Below are 19934 nucleotides of genomic sequence, written 5' to 3' on the forward strand. Positions count from 1 at the left end.
AGAAGTTCAAAATCAAGTGTTTTTTTTAGGTAACACGTATACCTATCTGAGCGAACAAAGGGCAGATCCTGAAATTTAAATCTAAGGCTTCTAAGTTTTTCTATTCCTTCTTAATTCTTATCTGTAGAAAAAAATTGGTCATTTCACGTGTTTAAATTTTTCTTTTAAAGATTAAAAAATGGTCGCTAAGGATACAAAAGCTTTCATTAGCAAACATTTTTTATAAACAAGGCTATTTAAATCTGAAAGAATTGGGAAGAGCTATGGAAATGGCTTTTTTCATAACAGTAGGTAATGCTTCTTCGGCAAGATGTTGAATGTTACACCACCAACCATTTTCACAATTCATTTCATGAACATCTTCGGTATAGTAAACATCGAGTTTTAGAGAAAAGTGAGTAAAAACATGCGTAATTTGTCCTTTGAATTGCCAATTGGCAGTAAAGGGAGCGTTTTTGAGCCCATTTTCGTTATCGATGCCAATATTGTTAGGAATTTGGGTCATTCCACCAAGGAGTTTTTGCGTCTGTCGTTTTTCTAAATAAATTTGTTTATTTTGATTAAGGACCACAAAAGCAATCCCTGTTTTTGAAGGGCGTTCTTTTTTAGGGGCTTTGACTGGAAAAGATTCCGTTTGTTGCATCTTTGCCGCTTTGCATAAACATTGAAGAGGGCAGATATAACAAGATGGTTTACGTGGAGTGCAAATTATTGCTCCCAGATCCATCATTGCTTGAGCAAAGTCACCAGGACGATTTAAAGCAGTAATTTTTTGTGTTTTTTCTTTAATTTCAACTTTTGCTTTTTGTAATATTGAAGTGATAGCAAAAAGTCGCGCTACCACACGTTCGACATTACCATCAACCACTGCTACAGGGTGGTTAAAAGCAATCGCAGCAATGGCTGCGGCAGTATAATCTCCAATACCGGCTAGAGTTCGCAATTCTTTTACAGATTGTGGAAATTGTCCCGCGTAGTTTTCAACAAGCTGTCGCGCACATTTTTTAAGATTACGCGCGCGTGAATAATAACCAAGTCCAGCCCATGCTTTCATGATATCATCTTGTGAGGCTTTTGCTAAAGAGAAAAGATCTGGCCATAGTTTTAGAAACTTTTTAAAATAAGGCTTAACTGCTTCAACGGTTGTTTGTTGAAGCATGATTTCAGAAAGCCAAACTTGATAAGGATCAGGGCGGATACCTTGTTTTTGCTCTTCGGGGGTAATCCGCCATGGAAGATGTCTGTGATTTTTATCGTACCAAGCAAGGAGGTGCGAAGAAATTTCATACATGATTGCTTTCAAGCATAGGGAGATATAAAATGCAAAAGAAAAAATTATTTATTTTGTAATTCATGTTTTTTGCTCTTTTATTGTCAAAGCTTTGGTGAGAAAAGGCTTTTTATTTTGTTGATATTTCATAAATTGAGGAGGCAACAATTTTTAGATGAAACAAATGATTTTAATTTAGCAAGCGGTTGAACAATGATCTAAAAATGAGAAAACAACTTAAAAAACGTATCTTTTATTCTCTTTCTGAGACGGTATACAAAATACTTGATCCAGTTTTACGCAAACGGACAGGGCTTAATGTAGCGCTTCTAGAACATTGGCCACAAATTGCGGGCTATGATATCAGTGAATATACAATGCCGCTTAAAATTATTTGGAAACGTCGTGCAGATCAAGATGAAGTTTTTCAGCCAGCAACACTTGTTATCGCATGTGAAGGATTTGCTGCGTTAAAATTAATGCATGAAACAGAGGAATTACTTCATAGAATTAACGGATTTTTTGGCTATATTGCTATTGATCGCATCAAGATTGAGCAAAGGAGTATATCGGTTTTTATGAATCACTTGCCTCTAAAACCGCCTTTGAGTGAACAAGACAAAAAATGCGTGGAAAAAATGCTTGAAGGAATTGAAGATACAAGCTTGCACCAAGCACTTTATAAACTTGGCTGTTGCATTTTCTTGGAAAAAAATAATAAATAGCAATATATTTTATATATTTTTCTTTAATATATGAGAAAGCATTGGATTCCTATTCGTTAATAACAACAGAAAAGTATTATTTATGGTAAAATATCGTTCTTTTTTATCTTTCGGGATAATTTTTCTCTTCATAACGATTGTACAAAACAGTGTAACAGTTGCTTTAGCGCGTGATCCCAAATCAGTGGCAACTGTTGATATGGCAGAGCTTCTCCAATCGGGTAAAGTAAAGGATCGTTTTGAGGGAGAGGCGGATGCACCAGTCGTCATTGTTGAGTATGCTTCGTTGACATGTACTCATTGTGCGCATTTTTATAATGATATACTTCCCCAAATTCGTCAAAAGTATATCAAAACAGGAAAAGTAAAACTTATTTTCCGAGAATATGCTTTTGATCCTCGGGCAACAGCAGGTTTTATGTTGGCACGGTGTGCACCAGAAGATCGCTATTTTCCTTTGATAGAAGTTTTATTTCAAAAACAAAATGAATGGGCTTTCGGAAAAAATGCTCTAACACCATTGAAAAAAATTGGCTTAATGGCTGGTTTTACAGATGAAAGTTTTACTGCGTGTTTGAAAAATCAGTCCATTTTAGATGAAGTAAATGCATCTTTTGAACGCGGTAAAGAGCTTGGTGTCACAGCAACACCTACTTTCTTTATTAATGGTAGTAAATATGAAGGTGCCATGAAAGTAGAAGATTTTTTTTCGGTGATTGATAGTTTTCTTAAAAACTGAATCTTAATCTTCCAGAAGATGGAGAATGATACTTTTGGTCATTATCTCTTTTGGAAGGATTAATATTATGCATTTATGAAGCGATATTTTTTGGAGCCGATTTTGAATCAAATCATTGCTTTTAAGTGAGCCTAGGTTGAATAATGTTTTGATGCTGATATGGGAGGATTTGTACAGTGAAAAAATGGGTTTATAGTTTTGGAGATGGAAAGGCGGAAGGAAGTGCAAGTGAGCGTAACCTTCTCGGAGGTAAAGGGGCTAATTTGGCAGAAATGAGTAATCTTGGTTTGCCCGTACCACCCGGATTTACGCTGACAACAGAAGTTTGTAATTTTTATTATGCCCATGACAAATCATATCCAGAAGAGCTACAGGAATCTGTTAAGCAAGCACTAAGATACGTTGCTGAACAAACAGGACGTGAATTTGGGAATGAACAAAGACCACTTTTGCTGTCTGTTCGTTCAGGGGCTAGGGCTTCTATGCCAGGGATGATGGATACAGTGCTGAACCTTGGCATGAATGATAAAACTGTAAAAGCAATTGCTTTACAAGCCAATAATGAACGTTTTGCTTATGATAGTTATCGGCGTTTTATCCAAATGTATTCTAACGTTGTTTTGGGGCTAGACCATTCGTATTTTGAAGAGCTTCTTGATGAAGCAAAAGCATGCAATGGTTACACTATTGATACAGAAATGACAGCAGATGATTGGAAAAATGTTATTACTTCTTATAAAGCCTATGTTGAAGAAAAATTAGGAACCCCTTTTCCACAAGATCCTGAACAACAGTTATGGGGGGCGATTGGAGCCGTTTTTTCAAGTTGGATGACGGCACGCGCAGTTACTTATCGCCGTTTACATAGCATTCCTGAAAGTTGGGGAACGGCAGTTAATGTGCAAGCTATGGTTTTTGGTAACATGGGAGAAGATTCGGCAACAGGTGTTGCTTTTACACGCAATCCATCGACAGGGAAAAAAGAACTTTATGGTGAATTTTTAGTTAATGCGCAAGGGGAAGATGTTGTGGCGGGCATTCGAACGCCTCAAAATATTACAGAAAATGCGCGTATTGTTGCTGGTTCAAACAAGCCGTCTTTGGAAAAAATCATGCCTGAGGCTTTTTTGAAATTATGTCAGATTGCGCAGAAGCTTGAGCAGCATTATCGGGATATGCAAGATCTCGAATTTACTATTGAAAAAGGTAAATTATGGATGCTGCAGACTCGTTCAGGGAAACGCACGGCTCGTGCAGCTCTCAAGATGGCAATTGAAATGGTTGAGGAGGGGTTAATAAGCCGTGAAGAGGCTGTAATGCGTGTTGATGCAAAATCACTTGACCAACTTTTACATCCAACACTTGATCCCAAAGCAGAACGTTTTGTTATAGGACGTGGTTTACCGGCTTCTCCTGGAGCAGCAACGGGTGAAATTGTTTTTACTTCAGAAGAGGCAGAAACTGCATCAGCAGAAGGTCGCAAAGTTATTTTGGTCCGTGTAGAAACAAGCCCAGAAGACATTCATGGTATGCATGCAGCAGAAGGAATTTTAACAACGCGTGGAGGTATGACAAGCCACGCTGCTGTTGTTGCGCGGGGGATGGGAAAGCCATGTATTTCTGGTGCTGGCAGTATGCGGATTGATTATAACACAAATACGCTGTTTGCTTCAGGAGAAAGCTTTAAAAAAGGCGAGGTTATCACGATTGATGGTGGAAGTGGAGAAATTTTAAAGGGAAAAGTTGCAATGTTGCAGCCTAAGCTTTGCGGAGACTTTGCAAAATTAATGGAATGGGCTGATGAGATGCGGCGTATAAGAGTTCGCGCCAATGCTGAGACACCATCTGATGCTCGTATGGGGCGTTCTTTGGGGGCTGAAGGTATTGGTCTTTGCCGTACAGAGCATATGTTTTTTTCTGGTGAACGTATTATAGCCATGCGTGAAATGATTTTAAGTCATGATGAAAGTGGTCGTCGTAAAGCATTAGATAAGCTTTTGCCAATGCAGCGTTCAGACTTTGCTGAATTATTTGAAATTATGTGTGGTTTGCCTGTTACCATTCGCTTGTTAGATCCTCCACTCCATGAATTTCTACCAAAAACTGATGCAGAAATTCTTGATGTTGCAACAGCTATGGGAGTTTCTGCTGAAATGCTTGTTGAACGTGCGCAACAGTTGCACGAATTTAATCCTATGCTTGGATTACGAGGATGCCGTTTAGCTATTACTTATCCTGAAATTGCTGAAATGCAAGCGCGGGCAATTTTTGAAGCAGCAGCAGAAGCGGCTCAAAAATCTGGCTCTCCTGTTATGCTTGAAATTATGGTACCACTTATTGCACTTAAATCTGAACTCGATTTTATAAAAACGCGTATTGATCAGGTAGCTGAGGAAGTGATGAAAGAAAAGGGAACCATCATTCAATATATGGTTGGAACAATGATTGAGCTTCCAAGGGCAGCGCTTCGAGCAGATGAAATTGCTGAAACTGCGGAATTTTTTTCATTTGGAACAAACGATTTGACACAAACAACTTTTGGAATTTCCCGTGATGATGCTGCTCCTTTTTTGGCAACCTATTTTCAAAAAGGACTTTTAGAGCTAGATCCTTTCGTATCTATTGATCGTGATGGGGTAGGAGAACTTATTACCATTGCAGCACAGCGTGGACGCTCAAAGCGCGCAAAAATAAAATTGGGCATTTGTGGTGAACATGGAGGCGATCCTGCCTCTATTGCTTTTTGTGAAGAAAATAACCTAGATTATGTTTCATGTTCTCCTTTTCGGGTACCAATTGCTCGTTTAGCAGCAGCTCAGTCCGCAATAGCAAAAAGGATGTAATGGGTTAATATTTTTTTGTTGTATAGTTATTACTGAAATAAATTTTTATATATTCTTTTATTTCCTTCATGAAAGAAAATAAAAGCCCTTCTAGGGATGCTCTATAAGTTATATCACGCGAGAAAGTATATTTTTGAAAGGTTTATGAGAGAAAATATAAAGCAAGATAGAACAAAGTGTATTATTAATATATTTTCAGTATTGAAGGGACTCTTAAATTAGAAAGCAGCGTGCTGTTGTGCAGTTAATTCACGCGTTTTTTTAATAGGGGTATGGGTTTCTCACGAAAAACAGAACACCCCAAACAAATGCATTTGTTTTGCACATTTATGCGCTGTTTTGAAGAAACATTTTTCAGTGCAAAACCCATTTCACGTCGGTATTTGTGTAATGGAATTATGTAAAACGCTCCGTAAATTTATAAAATCTGTCCTTCAGAGTTTATAAAATTCACTGTGCGCTACCATCTTTACACTTATGAAGGAATATCATAATTATGCAACATATTGATTTATAATGATAAATTTAAATTATTATCTTGAATGAGAGCCTGAATATCATAAGATTCTCTCATTTCAAATTTATTCCATGTTGAATCAGTCAAATTCATTTATTTTCACATAAGTAATATTAGCGTATGGGGAAAAAACATTAAAGAAAAGGCTTAAATAATGCCTATAATGAACCGTCTCAAGTGCCAAGAGCTAGCACAACATTAGAGGCAAAGTGTGTGATGGTCCCAGCTTGCTCCTTCATAAGCATCAAGATGGTAGTGCACAGTAAGCTTATCATTGTACCATTCACGCACATCATTGTGAAATAGGTTTGGATGCCTTGAGAGATGTTTCTTTAAAGAAAGCACGTGAATGTGCAACTCAAGTATATTTTGTTTGGGGCGTTCTGTTTTACATGAGAGGATGTGACTTCATTAAAGAACGTGAGAAACAAAAGCGGAAGCAATGCGCGTCATCTCCATTATCTAAAAGACATTGCTTTAGATGCTTTTGAAAGCCGTAAAGCAGAATTAAGAGGAAATGGTAAAGGTAAGAAGTGGTTTCTACTTTTAAAACTTCATATTTTCCCCAAATTAGACAGCCTCTTCGTTTCAGAGATTAGGCAAACAGAGATACGCAATACCTTTGCTCCATCTGGTATACCAAAAGCTGCAACAGCAGAAAAAGTACTGAACCACCTTAATATTTGTTTCAAACATACTGCAGCGTTAGGTTTTTATGTTGATTTACAGGCGACAACAAAAGCACGCGCTTTCTCAGGCAAAAAACTTCATAAAATGCAAAATAGATTAGCAATGGATTGGAAAGATTTTCCCGCTTTTTGTCTAGACACTCAGTAAAACGATAAAAATGATACATTTGGTTTTGCTTTTGCTTATCCTTACAGGTGTTCGCACAAATTCTTTGTATTATATATGTGAAGATCAGATTGATGGGGATATTTGGGCTATCCTTGCTCGAGAATATGAAAAGAAGGCGTGATTCTACAACAGAATTTCGCGTGTCCTTATCATCTAAAGCATTGGAAATTTTAAAATAAGTGCGTTTGCTTTCTCGCAATGGTTTCTTTTTTCTGCTAGAGGTCACGATCCCTTTGCTATAAATTGTATGGCTCAATATGTAATGTGCAAGAAGACAGCTCTGATTAATTTAATATAAGAGAGCTTGAGATGAAGGAATATTTTCGTATTCGGGAGAGGGCATTCAACAAGCAAATTATCATTATAAATTAAGAAATTTTTTGATAATATTAATGATTATCTTCAATTTAATAGACCAATTTCACGCATTTTTATTAAAATTGTGTGATTAATTTTACCAGTTACAGGAAGATCAAACATTTGTTGAAACTGTTTTAAGGCTTCTATCGTCTTTTGATCTTCTATTCCTGTGACAATAACCTCTTCATGACCAAAGATATGTAAAGCTTTTTGTACCCGTATAATATCTTCAACAGAAGGCTCTAAAACAGCTTCTTTTGAGTGTGTTATATTTCTTTTTGTTTTATTTTCCATTTCTATTTCGCTCTGCTTAATTAATAGCGCAATTTCATCTGTTGTAGAATTGGGTAAAACATTATTTTGCATTTTCTGAGCAGCTTGTTGTTTCCATAGAGTGATCGCACGGCGTATTTTAGGTCCTTCTAGTCCATCTAATGGTCCATCATAAAGTCCTAATTTTGCTAATTCTTTTTGTTTTTCCAGCATGCTTGCTGATTGAGAGGATAAAGGTGAATTTGTGTGGTTATGACTTTGAGAATGTACAGAAGTTACACGAGAGAGTTCTTGTGATCTTGCTTCTTTTTTGGATAAAGTAGAGCTCTTCCCTATACTTTGAGCGGAAGAAAACTTCATTTGAGTGAAAATACCTTGATGTGTTGTCATTTGCGAAAATAAAGCATTAAATGAAACAAATAAAAAACTAATAGTAAAAAGAATAGATCCAACAAAAAATAAAGTATTTTTTTGTGTATAAAAATAAATACTTTTGATACTCCAAAAAATGAAACGAAAAATTATAAGAAAAAGTGTGATAACGATACTACTAGAGTATTTACGGTGTTTTACAGTTTTTTTTCGGGGCGTCTTTCGTTTTGTTGTCATCATTTTTATTTTCAGTTGCGTTTATGTTTCACAAAGAAACGAATGCAAATTAGTTCTTACTTTTCGCTAGAGAGAAATGCATTTACATTATTGTTTTCTCCTTTCAAACTCCTAGAATAAGCAGCTTCATTCTATCAATGTATAAGTTGATCAATCAACAAGAGCTCTTATCAATTTTTATTAATTTCAGATTTTACAAATCTTTAATATGTATAAAGAGAACATCAAATGATTAACGTTCAAGATCATTTTAGTGTTTGCAAACTGCATTATCACATATAATCATCTCAATAATAATATCACGTTATTCTTCATTTTGGGCGCAGATGTTTGCCTATCATTTAAAAACAAGTTAGAGATTATTCTTCTATAACGTTAAAAAGATAAGAGTCATTATATTCTTTACAATTTACATATATAGGGTTACTTTTCTGTAAACGGTTTTGTGAGAATACTGGTCTCTTAAGGTTATTATATTTTAGTGTAGCTACTTTTATATCAATTAAATTGATTTACAATGTTATAGAAAAACTTGCTTTGAGATCTTGAGATGGAGTTATAAGAGATGAAACAATTGTTTGATCTTTTGATCGACATATTGATCATGTTGATGATGTGCTAGTAAAAATTTTATAGATAATGTAAATATTTTATCACGATTAAAGTCAGAATAACAGAATTTTACTCTTTTTAGCTTTTTCAACTAAGCTAAGATGGTGAATTGTTATTTAAAATAAGTATGTACACAACATGATTATATCTCTCATTTTTTACCATAGTATGTTCATTAACATGATCAGCCTGTAAGTGTATAATTTTGATATTAATTTTTTACTGAATAGACAATGTATACTATTTTATACAGAGGAATTGTGTCATATTTATAAAAAAGCCAATTATATAGATCCAATACATGAATACTCAATTTTATAAAAAACACATTTTATAAATTGTTTATAAAGCAACAGTGTATAAAATGCTTCTTTTATTGTATTTACCACTGCCGTACATTGATTGTCCATGATACGTTTTTTAATCAAATTATCATTTCTTTTATTTTTTATTTTTGTCATTATTTCATTTTTTGTAGCAGATCCAAGCAGTAACCATTCTTCTAGCCCCAAAAATAATGAGACAACAACGAGCGATGTGATTATTGCTTTTAAGGAAGCCTTAAATGACTTAGGCGCATTTTGTGACCGTAATATAAAAACCTGCAAAGTAGGAAAATCCTTTTTAAGTTCACTTGGCGAGCGCGCATATTACGGTGCAAGAGCTGCTTATGAATATTTAGGGAACATATTAGGGAACAAAAATAATATCAGAGGCTTCCCCTAATGTTTCTTACAAAATAGAAATACAAGAGTTCTTACGAAACCATAAAATGTTATCTTGAAATAAGGATTTTTAATGTTCTTCGTGTTATTTATGTTAGGAAGAATAAATATTGATTTTTTATAAGTGTATTCAAGAATGATTATTCAAACGAAACAGGACTAAAATAATGGCGGAAACAATCGGTAATATTATAGAAAATTTTTCGCTTTTGGATAATTGGGAAGATCGTTATCGTTATGTCATCGAGCTTGGCTATGAATTGCCACCTTTTCCGGAAAGCGCTCGAAATGATGCTCACAAAGTTCCTGGTTGTGTTAGCCAAGTGTGGCTATTATCTTCACGTAATAACTCAGAAGATCCAATATTGACGTTTCAAGGTGATTCCGATGCTCATATTGTGCGTGGACTCATTTATATACTTCTTGCTTTTTATTCAGGCAAAAAAGCTTCTGAAATTCGCAATTCTGATGCTCAAGAGCTTTTTGAAAAACTTGGTTTAAATGAAAATCTTACACCACAACGATCAAATGGTCTGAAATCAATGATTAAACGGATTCGTAACGAAAGCTATATGTAATTCCCTTGTTAGAAATTGCTATATATAAAAAGCTTCACACAAAACATGTATACTAAAATCAAATTTATATATGAAACCATTTTTTCGCAAAATAAGATTATTTAGTTTTTTTCCGTTTGCTTTTGCGTCCAAGCCCCATTTCTTTGGCCAAAGCCGATCGTGTTTTTGCATAATTAGGCGCCACCATAGGATAAGAACTATCTAACTGCCATTTTTCACGATATTCCTCTGGCAACATTCCATAATGTGTCATGAGATGACGCTTTAGAGATTTAAACTTCTTTCCATCTTCAAGGCAAATGAGATAATCAGGAAATACTGAACGCTTTGGATTAACGGCAGGCCTTTGTTTTTCAACTTCGACTTCTGTTAACTCTAGATTCCCTGCTTTACGAAAAGCAGCATGGACATCAGCAATTAAACTTGGCACTTCAGTCGGTCGAATAGAATTATTACTCACGTAGGCAGCAACAATATCAGCAACCAATGTAATAACTAAATTGCTTTCAGTCTCTAAGACTGCACGATGTTCCATTCTTGTTTCCTTTAATTTAAATTGAGTAATTCAAAATCGAGATATAGTGCATATACTCATGATATAAAGATCTCATGCACATGAGTTTCATATTGTACAAAAATCTTTTTTGTCAATTCAATTATTCTATAAAATTGCCAAAACACAAAAAAATCAAATAAATACCTACTTTTTGTCATAATATACAATAAGAAAAACGAAATTATTACATGCTAAAATATATTTTTATCCTATAACATATCATACATAATATATAATACATCACAAATATAAAAAAATATAGGATAAAATTTATTTATTTTTTTTAGAATGTAAAAATAAAATTACTAATTACAAAAAATATAATATATAAATTATTATTTTTTGTTTTGAATACTTATAATTTGGTATGTTTATTTTTAATAAGTTTTAAATTTATTTTATTATTTATATTTATTAAATTAATAACAGAAAATATAATATATTATAATTATGACATAATATCATTATTTATAATATAAAACTATTCATTAAAACGACATGAAATGTTTTTGTTTTTTTGTGTATTAATAATAATACTTTATATATATTTACTCATTTCTGTAAAATTATGCGATTATACTGTTTCAAAAAAAATCAAATCTTTTTCTCATAGTTTAATTGTTTTATCAGTCACGTTCATTATAAAAGTGGTATTATATTCCTAGAAAACAATAGCTGTGGTATATAATGAACAGAAAGGTATTCGTTTTAAAAAATTATCATGGCGCTACTTTTGCAAGTGAATAGAACTTATAGATTTTTACACTTGCATCAATAATTGTGATTCTAACATATAAACGAAGCTGTTAACATATTTTAATATAGGATTGTGTATGACTCGCACTTTTGCAATTCCTCCCAAAGCATCTAGAATCACTCATAAAGAAATATATCATGGTATTTTTCGTGATGATCCCTATCATTGGTTACGTGCGTCTAACTGGCAAGATGTTTTTAAAAATCCTAACTGTCTTGATCCCAATATTCGACATTATCTTGAAAAAGAAAATGCTTATCAATCAGCTCAAATGGCTGATACAAAACCATTACGAGATTTGCTTTTTACCGAAATGAAAAACAGGATCCAAGAGAATGATAGTTCTGTTCCTATAAAACATGGTGCTTTTGCTTACGGATTCTCTTATGTTACCGGAGGCCAACAACCACATTATTTTCGGACACCAAGGAATGGCGGAGAAAAAAACGTGTACCTTAATGGTGATGTCCTAGCAGAAGGCAAAGAATATTTCAAATTTGGTTCAGTTCAAGAATCTCCTGACCATACACATGTGGTATGGACCTATGATGACAAAGGATCAGAATTCTATACAGCTAAAATTCGTAATTTTGAGACATTGTCTGACTGTATGGACACAATTACTGATACATCTGGTCAAATTGTATGGGATGCTAGATCTGAAGGTTTTTTCTATACTAAGATGGATAAAAACCACCGACCTTCAGAGCTCTATTATCATCAATTAAACACAGATCAATCACAAGATAAGCTTATTTTTCGTGAAGACAATCCAGGTTTTTTCTTAGATGTAAGCGGTTCTAAGCTTCATGATGTTATTTATATTAATATTCATGATCATGAAACATCCGAGATCTGGTTAATTCCAGCTGAGGCGCCTTTTACTGTTCCAAAATGTGTACGGAAACGACAAAAAGGTATTGAATATTCACTTACAGAGGGTGGTGATGTCTTTTATATTTTGACCAATTTAGATAATGCAAAAGATTTCAAAATTATGGTAGCGCCATATACATCTCCACAATCAGAAAATTGGTCTGAGTTTGTCCCACATCAGCTTGGGTGCCTAATATTATCCCATGATGCTTATCAAGATTTTCTTGTCTGGATCGAACGTTTTGAGGGGCTTCCACGTATAAAAGTAATGGAACGTACCACTAAACAAGTTAATTCTATTGCTTTTACTGAAGAGGCTTATTCTTTAGGTCTGCAAGGAGTTGCAGAATATAACAGTCCAACTATTCGTTTTTCTTATTCGTCTATGACAACACCTGATCAAGTGTTTGATTATGAGATGAAGAGTTGTAAACGAATGCTTTTAAAAACGCAAATAATTCCCTCTGGGCATAATAAAGATGCATATGTAACACGACGTATTACAGCAATAGCAGATGATGGTGAGAAGATTCCTATTTCACTTTTTTACCACAAAAACACTCCCCTTGACGGTGGTGCGCCTTGTCTGCTTTACGGTTATGGTGCTTATGGGATCTCTATTCCTGCCAGTTTCAATAGTAATGTACTTTCTCTAGTGAACAGAGGTTTTATTTATGCCATTGCTCATATTCGCGGAGGAAAAGAAAAGGGAGTAGAATGGTATGAGAAAGGAAAACATCTCTTTAAGCACAATACATTTACAGATTTTATTGCTTGTGGGCGTTACCTTGTAAACAATAAATTTACTTCTCACGACCGGCTGATTGCTCATGGTGGTTCAGCAGGGGGGATGTTGATGGGAGCTATTGCCAATATAGCTCCACAGGATTTTGCTGGGATCGTAGCGAATGTGCCTTTTGTTGATGTTTTAGCGACAATGTTAGATGCTTCATTGCCACTCACACCTCCAGAATGGGCCGAATGGGGGAATCCTCTTGAATCAGAAGAAGATTATAAGCTTATTGCTTCCTATTCCCCCTACGATAATGTCAAAGCTCAAAACTATCCCCCTATACTTGTGATGGCAGGATTAACAGATCCTCGTGTAACTTACTGGGAGCCTGCAAAATGGGTGGCAAAATTACGAGACCTAAAAACAGACGATAATGCAGTTTTATTACGTATTAATATGGATTCAGGGCACGCTGGTGCAGCTGGACGTTTTTCAAAGCTAGAAGAAGTTGCCTATATCTATGCATATATTCTAAAGATAGCAGGAAAAGACTTTTGCTAATCCATAGATACCTCTGTATGAAAGTCTCCGATAATTTATTGGATTATAGAGACTTTCATACACTAAAAAATTATTGAGACAGTTTAAAATTCACATTCTTCATAAAGTTTCAAAACATAGTCCCAATTAATTAAATGGTCTACAAAGGATTCGAGGTACTTCGGTCGAGCATTGCGATAATCAATGTAATAGGAATGTTCCCACACATCGACACCCAAAATAGGGCGAGCATTGTGCACTAAGGGATTTTCACCATTAGGTGTTTTCATAATTTCAAGCTTGCCATCTTTAACAGCAACCCACGCCCATCCAGCACCAAATTGGGCACCAGCAGCAGCAATAAAATCAGCGCGGAATTTATCGTAACCACCTAGATCAGCGTCAATAGCTTTTGCTAACTTTTCAGGAAGTTTTTGACCACCACCATCTTTTTTCATCCAAAGCCAAAAATGGTTATGATTGTAATACTGTGCTGCATTATTAAACAAACCAATATTTTTTCCAAAACTTTTTTTAACAATATCTTCAAGGCTTTCATTTTCTAAGCCTAACTCTTTCACAAAATTATTGGTATTGGTAAGATAAGCAAGGTGATGCTTATCATGATGATATTCAAGCGTTTCGCGTGACATATAAGGCGAAAGGGCATCGTAATCATAAGGCAACGGGGGCAATTCAAAAGCCATTTAAAAATCTCCTCGATTCTAATTGTTAAGCTTATTTCATAAGCCTAATTTGCCATTTACCGAATTTAAAAGCAAATGTTGAATACCTAGTTTGTATGAAATAGTTTTAATGTCTCTCTTTTTGTAAAAGAAGCTTTTAGGAAATGTATATTCATCAATCAAAAAGGGTATTGGTCTACATAAAGATTGCTTCTGAAGGTTTCTTCCATCTATGAGCGGGTAAAAAATATCATTATCTTTTGAATAAAAAGTAAATGGAAATAGCTATTATTCCTTATTTTTGTATCTCTATTTTTTCAAATGCCATATAAAATGTTTTTAATTTTTGCAAAACTCTTTTAGAGTACTAGTGTATCATAATGTTTTCAAAAGAATATTAAGTGTTATTTTTTAGGAAATATTTTTCAATGTGCTTGATTTCATTTTATGGTGCTACCCATGAATAATATAATGTAAAAACTAGAGGACGTTATCATCTTTACGCTTAATGCAAGAGCACAGCAGCACTATCATACACTTACCGGTCGCCAATGTGGTGACAGCTTTTTTCTTAAATTGAGCAAGATGGGATTCTAATATATCAAGAAAAGTAAATCATATGCAAATTTATTAGATACATGAGTAAACCGCAAGATTTTCATTTTCTGTTCCTAGAAAATCAATACAAAGAGCAAAATAATTGATGGATAAATGGTTCCTGCTTATGTTAAAATCACAACTGTATATCAGTTTCTGCTACGAATTTGTATCGATGGCAATGCCATACAAGACTCAGAAATTTTATGATAAAAAAGTAAAGTCTTTGATTTTCAGATATTGCGTCCAATCACAGGAATCGCTATAAGGTGCAAGAGTCGCTATAAAGCGTGTTTTTTTGGGGTATAGCCAAGCGGTAAGGCACCGGTTTTTGGTACCGGCATTCCCTGGTTCGAATCCAGGTACCCCAGCCAATTCTAGTGGAATTAGTTAATCAAAGTTCAGCTTGAGAGTGGCCCCCCTTAACCTCTGTTGCTATTCATAGCAAGTCTGGTAAGTTGAAAAGCATCTATTTGTAGCGGGGCAGCTCTAAATATGGTAAAGTTTTCTTTTACTATAGCTATCGCTCAAAAAGCTCTTTTAAAAGATTCTTTTTTATAAGAGGCGAGGGGTAAATGATTTATGCGCACTTGCTTTAGAAAAACTATTTAGCTGGATTTTTTGCTCTATAGCAACACCAGCGGGTGATTTTCCGTATTCCACCATCTTCATTACGCCGAACAGCGTCAATAATGCTGATTAGGAAACACATGCCGCTGCATGTCACGTACCATACCAGCAGCATGTCCATAGGGTGCCACACAATCAATAAACCACATATATTCTCCGCCTTGCCAATTCGCATCGGACAAAAGCTCTCCCTTTTCAAGCATAGATTGATGATTTTTTTCATATAAAAAAGCCCAAGTGACAAAGGCACAAAATTCTCCACGTTCATTTTTATAGAGTTTATATTGCCCAGTCTGTAAAGCTGGTCCTAAATTTCGTTCGATATCCCAGATTCGCCAGCGGCGGTATAAGGGAGATGTAAGCATTAAAACAACCATAGCTCCTAACGCTGTAAGAGGGTCTATGAATGATGATGAAGGATTTTCATGCACACACATTAATCTTTATCTTTCCTTTAGAGATTGTTCTAAAATTTTGGTGATAGGTTCAAAGAAATAAGAAATGAGACGCCGTTTTGAGGTAATGACATCCGTTGTCACAGTCATGCCAGGGATAAATTTAAGTTGTTTGTTATTCAAAGTGATGTGATCTTGGTCAATTTTGATTAAAACAGCGTAGACACCATTAATTTCTTTATTATAGCGCGCTGTAGCGCCTACATTAACGACTGTGCCGTGGATAACACCGAAACGTTCAGGAGGAAAGGCAGAAAACTTGATGTAAGCACGTTGGCCCTTTTCTAAAAAACCAATATCTCGATTATCAAAAAACGCTTCAACAATGAGACCACCTGCATCAGGGACAATACGCATAAGCGTTTTACCAGCTTCTACAAAGCCGCCCAAAGTATGGATACTTAAATCATCGATACGTCCATCAACAGGCGCATAGAGTGATAAGTGGTCAAGATGGTATTGAGTGCTATCAAGTTTTGCTTTTAATCCTTGAAGATTCAGTTCTGTTTCACGCGAAAGTTGCCGATAGCGGGCGATTTCATCGGAAATGAGACTTTTCCGTTGTTGGCGGAGGGTGTTTATTTCGGCGGCATTTTCTTCCAAACGTCTTTGATTGGTTAAAATTTCATGCTCGACATTTTTAAAGTCATGTAAACGCTCTAAATAAACGGCTTGGCTAAAGACTTTTGTTTCCATCAGGCTTTTTGCAGCCTTTAATTTTCCTTGGCTTAATTGACGATCATCTTCCAACCTATCTAATTGCGCATGTTGTGTTGCACCGCTGCGCTCGACGCGGTCCGCTTGTGCTTTTAGCGCTCTTAATTTATCTTGGAGAGATTGAAGGGTAGCGCTAATGAGTTTTTCCCCTTCTATTCTTGCAGTCGTGTTGCCAGAAGGAGGAACTGGCAGATAGGCAAGTCCTTTGGTCACAAAATCTTTATCCAAAGGATCACTTTCATGCAAAGCTGTTAAAATAGCTGTTGCGATTTGTGCTTGAAGGGTTTGTTGCGCGATATCTGCTTGAACACGTGCGCACTCATTGAGGGCTTCACGAGGATCTAATTGAATAAGGAGATCCCCTTGATGAACAAATTGCCCTTCTTTTACAAGAATTTTCTCAATGCGTCCTGTATTTTGCGCTTGGACCAGCTGAACGTAAGCGGTGGGAATAACACTTCCTTGCCCCCGTGCAACAATCTCTGTTTTTGCGATAAAGCTGCCGATCACAATAAAGAGAAATAAGGTGATCAAAACAGCAACCACCATATGAAGCGTTGGTGACAAAGGGCGCAAATAGGGAGCTTTATCTGCCATTTGTTGCCTCCAAATCAGTACAGTTTAAGACGGTTGCATGCTGAGGAAAGAGGTCGCTTTTGTGGGTAATAACAAGAACAATACGATCTTGTGAAAGTTTATATAAATGCTCAACAATTTGTGCACTGACAGCGTCATCCAATGCGGAAGTAGGTTCATCCAAAATAAGAAGGCTTGGATTTATCAGAAAGAAACAAGCTAAAGCCAAGCGTTGGCGCTGACCACCTGATAAAAAACCACCTTGCTCTCCTACTTGAGTATTGAGTCCTAAGGGCAACTGAGCAATCAAATCATGGCAAGCACTAACATATAGTGCAGCGTCGATTTCATCTTTAGTGGCATCTGGTTTAGCAAGAAGCATATTCTCAAGAATAGTTCCGGAAAAAAGGCAAGGATTTTGAGGAAAATACGCGATTGTTTCACGCACGCTACGGACATCAAAATTCTGTAAAGGTTGGGCGTTAATCAATATCTTTCCGCTTGTTGGGGGATAGAGTCCACAAAGGAGCTTCGCCAAGGTTGTTTTTCCGCACCCTGAAGGACCAAGTAACATAATCGGTTGCCCAGGTTGTAAACAGACATCAAGATGATTGATAATGGACTTATCTCCATAAGAAAAACAGAGATCGTTGGCTTCAAGATGAGGAGGAGCGCTGAGTTGAAGAGGCGGCTTTTCTTCTTCCCATTCTGAAGGGGAGTTAAGAATATCGCCCAAACGAAGACGAGAGATTTTCAAATGCTGCCATTCTTCCCATAGGGATGCAAGGCTTAAGATAGGACCAGAAACATTTCCAGCGAGGAGATGAAAGGCAATAAGTTGTCCTAGTGTAATCTGGTTTTGAAGAACTGCTTGAGCATCAAAAAAGATAATAAAAATAGTGAAAAGATCACCAAAAATATGACTCATGGCTCCATTGAGAAGATGCAATTTATGGTTGTAAGGCTTTGATCTAAACTACGAGCTAAAGTTTCTTGCATGCGTATTGTATGAGCAGATTCTTTTACGGTGCTTTAATGGCTTCAAGATTGGTAAAACTTTCAATAAGGCGCGATTTATGGACAGCTTGCAGAGTGAAAGCACGGCGTAATTGGCGGCGCAAGAAGGGACCGACTAGCGCTAAAGAACCCATTTGTAAAGGTAAAATGATAAGGACAATGAAGGTCAGTTTCGGACTAATGGAAAAGAGTGCAGCAATATAAATAATGGCAAACAGAACATTTAGCACAGTTGTGGCGATGGTTCCTGTTAAAAAACCGCGAATTGTATCAACTTCTCCAATACGTGAAAACAATTCTTCCACTTGCCAACGGCGTAAAGTGGGCAAGGAGAGACTTAAAAGATGGGTGTAAATGCGCCGTCCAAATTCTAGCGTAAGCCGATTGGCTAAATAAGCTCCTAAATAACCTGATAGAGTGCTAAGAGCCGTGCTAAACAGCATGATAGCAACCATCAAGACAACGATAGCATAGAGACTTTCAATACGCTGAAAAGGGAGAATACGGTCAATAATCGCTTGAAAAATAAAAGGATTTACCAAGCCCAACAAACGCAAAACAACAGCAACGCAACTGAGTTCGATGACATAATAGATATATTTCTTTGTTGTTCTTGTAAACCAAGAGAATGATACTGGTTTTTCTTGTGAATGACTCATTTGAATTTATGATTTTGTTTAAGAGAAAGAGCGATTGATGTCGCATATTTAAACAGTATTGTAAATAGTATTATATTCATACAAAATATACATTTTGTATGAATATAATATAAACATAATGTATTTATTGTTTATACAGTATTTTTATTGTTATTTATACAAATTATATTTGACATTTGCTAAAATGAACAATAATCAAATTCCCACTGTATCGTTGTGATACAGTTATTTTTAATAATAAAAGAAGGATTTAAATTGGTAGTTCAAGCTCATCAAATGATTCAAGTAGTAACTCACATCAAAAAAGTTGGCTTTTTCCAGAAGAAGATGATTGTAGCCCAGGCGCTCATGCCCAAGCAGCAGGTGCAGGCGGCATCATAGGAGACGTAATAGGAGGTATTGCTGGTGCAGTTGGAGGTCTTTTTTCTGGACTGGGAGGTGTCGGTTCTGGCTTTGTCAATGGAGCAATAGGAGGTGGACTAGCAGGAGCTGGTGACGCTGTGGTAGATAAATACAATGCATGCTATACGGCACCAAGTTGTGAAACAAGCGATTATGTTGAAGCGGCTGCCATACACGGAGGCATAGGACTAGCATCTGGTGCATTATTTGGTCCGGAAGGAGCAGCAATAGGCGGATTAGGAGGAGCGGCTGACGGTTTTATAGATAAGTACAATGAATGCCATCCGAATCCAAGTTGTGAAGTAAGCGATTATGTCGAATCAGCAGCCATAAAGGGAGGCGTAGGAGCATTAATTGGTTTATTAGGTGGTCCGGAAACAGCAGTAGCAGGCGGATTTGGAGGAGCTATTAACGGTTTTAAAGATAAGTACAATCAATGTCATCCGTAAAGTAGAGGGAGGCTGTTTCTAATTTATTTAGAAAATAGCTAGTAAGATATTTCTGAGATCAGTGATATTGTAAACATACTTTAAAGCTATGGCTAAACTGATTTCAGGGATATTTTTGTGTGTGATAATAGATATTTTATTTTGGATTTTTTTGTTATGAATACTTTTACTCGCT

At 35.9% G+C, this 19934-nt stretch carries 15 protein-coding genes, 1 tRNA gene and 2 pseudogenes; 9 read left to right on the forward strand and 9 right to left on the reverse strand.

The features are described from left to right. Positions 1-232 precede the first annotated feature (232 nt). Entirely contained in the window at positions 233-1291 is a 1059-nt protein-coding gene (gene mutY, locus ACFILW_RS00190; protein WP_375622294.1) for an A/G-specific adenine glycosylase, read from the reverse strand. A gap of 203 nt (positions 1292-1494) precedes the next feature. Between mutY and ACFILW_RS00195 the strand changes: the two genes are divergently transcribed. The 4 genes and pseudogenes from ACFILW_RS00195 to ACFILW_RS00210 all read left to right on the forward strand — a co-directional run. After that, positions 1495-1995 carry a DUF721 domain-containing protein gene (locus tag ACFILW_RS00195; RefSeq protein ID WP_375684886.1) on the forward strand — a complete coding sequence of 167 codons (501 nt, stop codon included), beginning with the start codon at positions 1495-1497 and terminating at the stop codon, positions 1993-1995. An 82-nt stretch (positions 1996-2077) separates the two neighbouring features. Next, a complete protein-coding gene (locus ACFILW_RS00200; RefSeq protein WP_375622292.1) occupies positions 2078-2734 on the forward strand; it encodes a DsbA family protein in 657 nt (218 codons plus the stop codon). Between the two features lie 176 nt (positions 2735-2910). Then, positions 2911-5577 (forward strand): pyruvate, phosphate dikinase, encoded by a 2667-nt coding sequence (ppdK, locus tag ACFILW_RS00205; RefSeq protein WP_375684887.1) that lies wholly within the window; start codon positions 2911-2913, stop codon positions 5575-5577. A 671-nt stretch (positions 5578-6248) separates the two neighbouring features. Further along, positions 6249-7214: pseudogene (locus ACFILW_RS00210) on the forward strand (integrase); the annotation flags it as partial. Between the two features lie 140 nt (positions 7215-7354). Here the strand turns inward: ACFILW_RS00210 and ACFILW_RS00215 are convergent. Further along, positions 7355-8194, reverse strand: a complete 840-nt coding sequence (locus ACFILW_RS00215; RefSeq protein WP_375622336.1) for a peptidoglycan-binding domain-containing protein — start codon at positions 8192-8194, stop codon at positions 7355-7357. A 1020-nt stretch (positions 8195-9214) separates the two neighbouring features. On the opposite strand from ACFILW_RS00215, the pseudogene ACFILW_RS00220 reads away from it, so the two are divergent. After that, a pseudogene (locus tag ACFILW_RS00220) lies at positions 9215-9590 on the forward strand (DUF5330 domain-containing protein). 108 nt (positions 9591-9698) lie between these two features. Further along, positions 9699-10109 carry a SufE family protein gene (locus tag ACFILW_RS00225; RefSeq protein ID WP_375684888.1) on the forward strand — a complete coding sequence of 137 codons (411 nt, stop codon included), beginning with the start codon at positions 9699-9701 and terminating at the stop codon, positions 10107-10109. 97 nt (positions 10110-10206) lie between these two features. On the opposite strand, the gene ACFILW_RS00230 is transcribed toward ACFILW_RS00225, so the two are convergent. Further along, positions 10207-10644, reverse strand: a complete 438-nt coding sequence (locus tag ACFILW_RS00230; protein WP_012754848.1) for a MucR family transcriptional regulator — start codon at positions 10642-10644, stop codon at positions 10207-10209. A gap of 854 nt (positions 10645-11498) precedes the next feature. Here ACFILW_RS00230 and ACFILW_RS00235 point away from each other — a divergent pair. Next, entirely contained in the window at positions 11499-13592 is a 2094-nt protein-coding gene (locus ACFILW_RS00235) for a S9 family peptidase (protein WP_375645724.1), read from the forward strand. An 83-nt stretch (positions 13593-13675) separates the two neighbouring features. On the opposite strand, the gene ACFILW_RS00240 is transcribed toward ACFILW_RS00235, so the two are convergent. Continuing rightward, positions 13676-14278 carry a superoxide dismutase gene (locus ACFILW_RS00240; RefSeq protein ID WP_375622288.1) on the reverse strand — a complete coding sequence of 201 codons (603 nt, stop codon included), beginning with the start codon at positions 14276-14278 and terminating at the stop codon, positions 13676-13678. 875 nt (positions 14279-15153) lie between these two features. On the opposite strand from ACFILW_RS00240, the gene ACFILW_RS00245 reads away from it, so the two are divergent. Then, a tRNA-Gln gene (locus ACFILW_RS00245) sits at positions 15154-15228 on the forward strand. 312 nt (positions 15229-15540) lie between these two features. Here the strand turns inward: ACFILW_RS00245 and ACFILW_RS00250 are convergent. The 5 genes from ACFILW_RS00250 to ACFILW_RS00270 all read right to left on the reverse strand — a co-directional run bounded on the left by ACFILW_RS00250 (position 15541) and on the right by ACFILW_RS00270 (position 19425). After that, on the reverse strand, positions 15541-15921 hold the full coding sequence (locus ACFILW_RS00250) for a toxin-activating lysine-acyltransferase (protein WP_375684889.1): 381 nt from the start codon (positions 15919-15921) through the stop codon (positions 15541-15543). Between the two features lie 6 nt (positions 15922-15927). Then, positions 15928-17253 (reverse strand): HlyD family type I secretion periplasmic adaptor subunit, encoded by a 1326-nt coding sequence (locus ACFILW_RS00255; RefSeq protein ID WP_375684890.1) that lies wholly within the window; start codon positions 17251-17253, stop codon positions 15928-15930. Continuing rightward, entirely contained in the window at positions 17243-18160 is a 918-nt protein-coding gene (locus tag ACFILW_RS00260; RefSeq protein ID WP_375684891.1) for an ATP-binding cassette domain-containing protein, read from the reverse strand. The genes ACFILW_RS00255 and ACFILW_RS00260 overlap by 11 nt, the downstream gene beginning before the upstream one ends. Positions 18161-18254: 94 nt before the next feature. Then, positions 18255-18908 carry an ABC transporter transmembrane domain-containing protein gene (locus ACFILW_RS00265; protein ID WP_375684892.1) on the reverse strand — a complete coding sequence of 218 codons (654 nt, stop codon included), beginning with the start codon at positions 18906-18908 and terminating at the stop codon, positions 18255-18257. A 346-nt stretch (positions 18909-19254) separates the two neighbouring features. Next, entirely contained in the window at positions 19255-19425 is a 171-nt protein-coding gene (locus ACFILW_RS00270) for a hypothetical protein (protein WP_375684893.1), read from the reverse strand. Here ACFILW_RS00270 and ACFILW_RS00275 point away from each other — a divergent pair. Next, positions 19409-19759 (forward strand): hypothetical protein, encoded by a 351-nt coding sequence (locus tag ACFILW_RS00275; protein WP_375684894.1) that lies wholly within the window; start codon positions 19409-19411, stop codon positions 19757-19759. The two genes, ACFILW_RS00270 and ACFILW_RS00275, sit on opposite strands and share 17 nt — an antisense overlap. The last annotated feature ends 175 nt before the right edge of the window (positions 19760-19934 follow it).

The sequence above is a fragment of the Bartonella sp. TT110JLCBS genome, assembly GCF_042193405.1.
Classification (GTDB): domain Bacteria; phylum Pseudomonadota; class Alphaproteobacteria; order Rhizobiales; family Rhizobiaceae; genus Bartonella.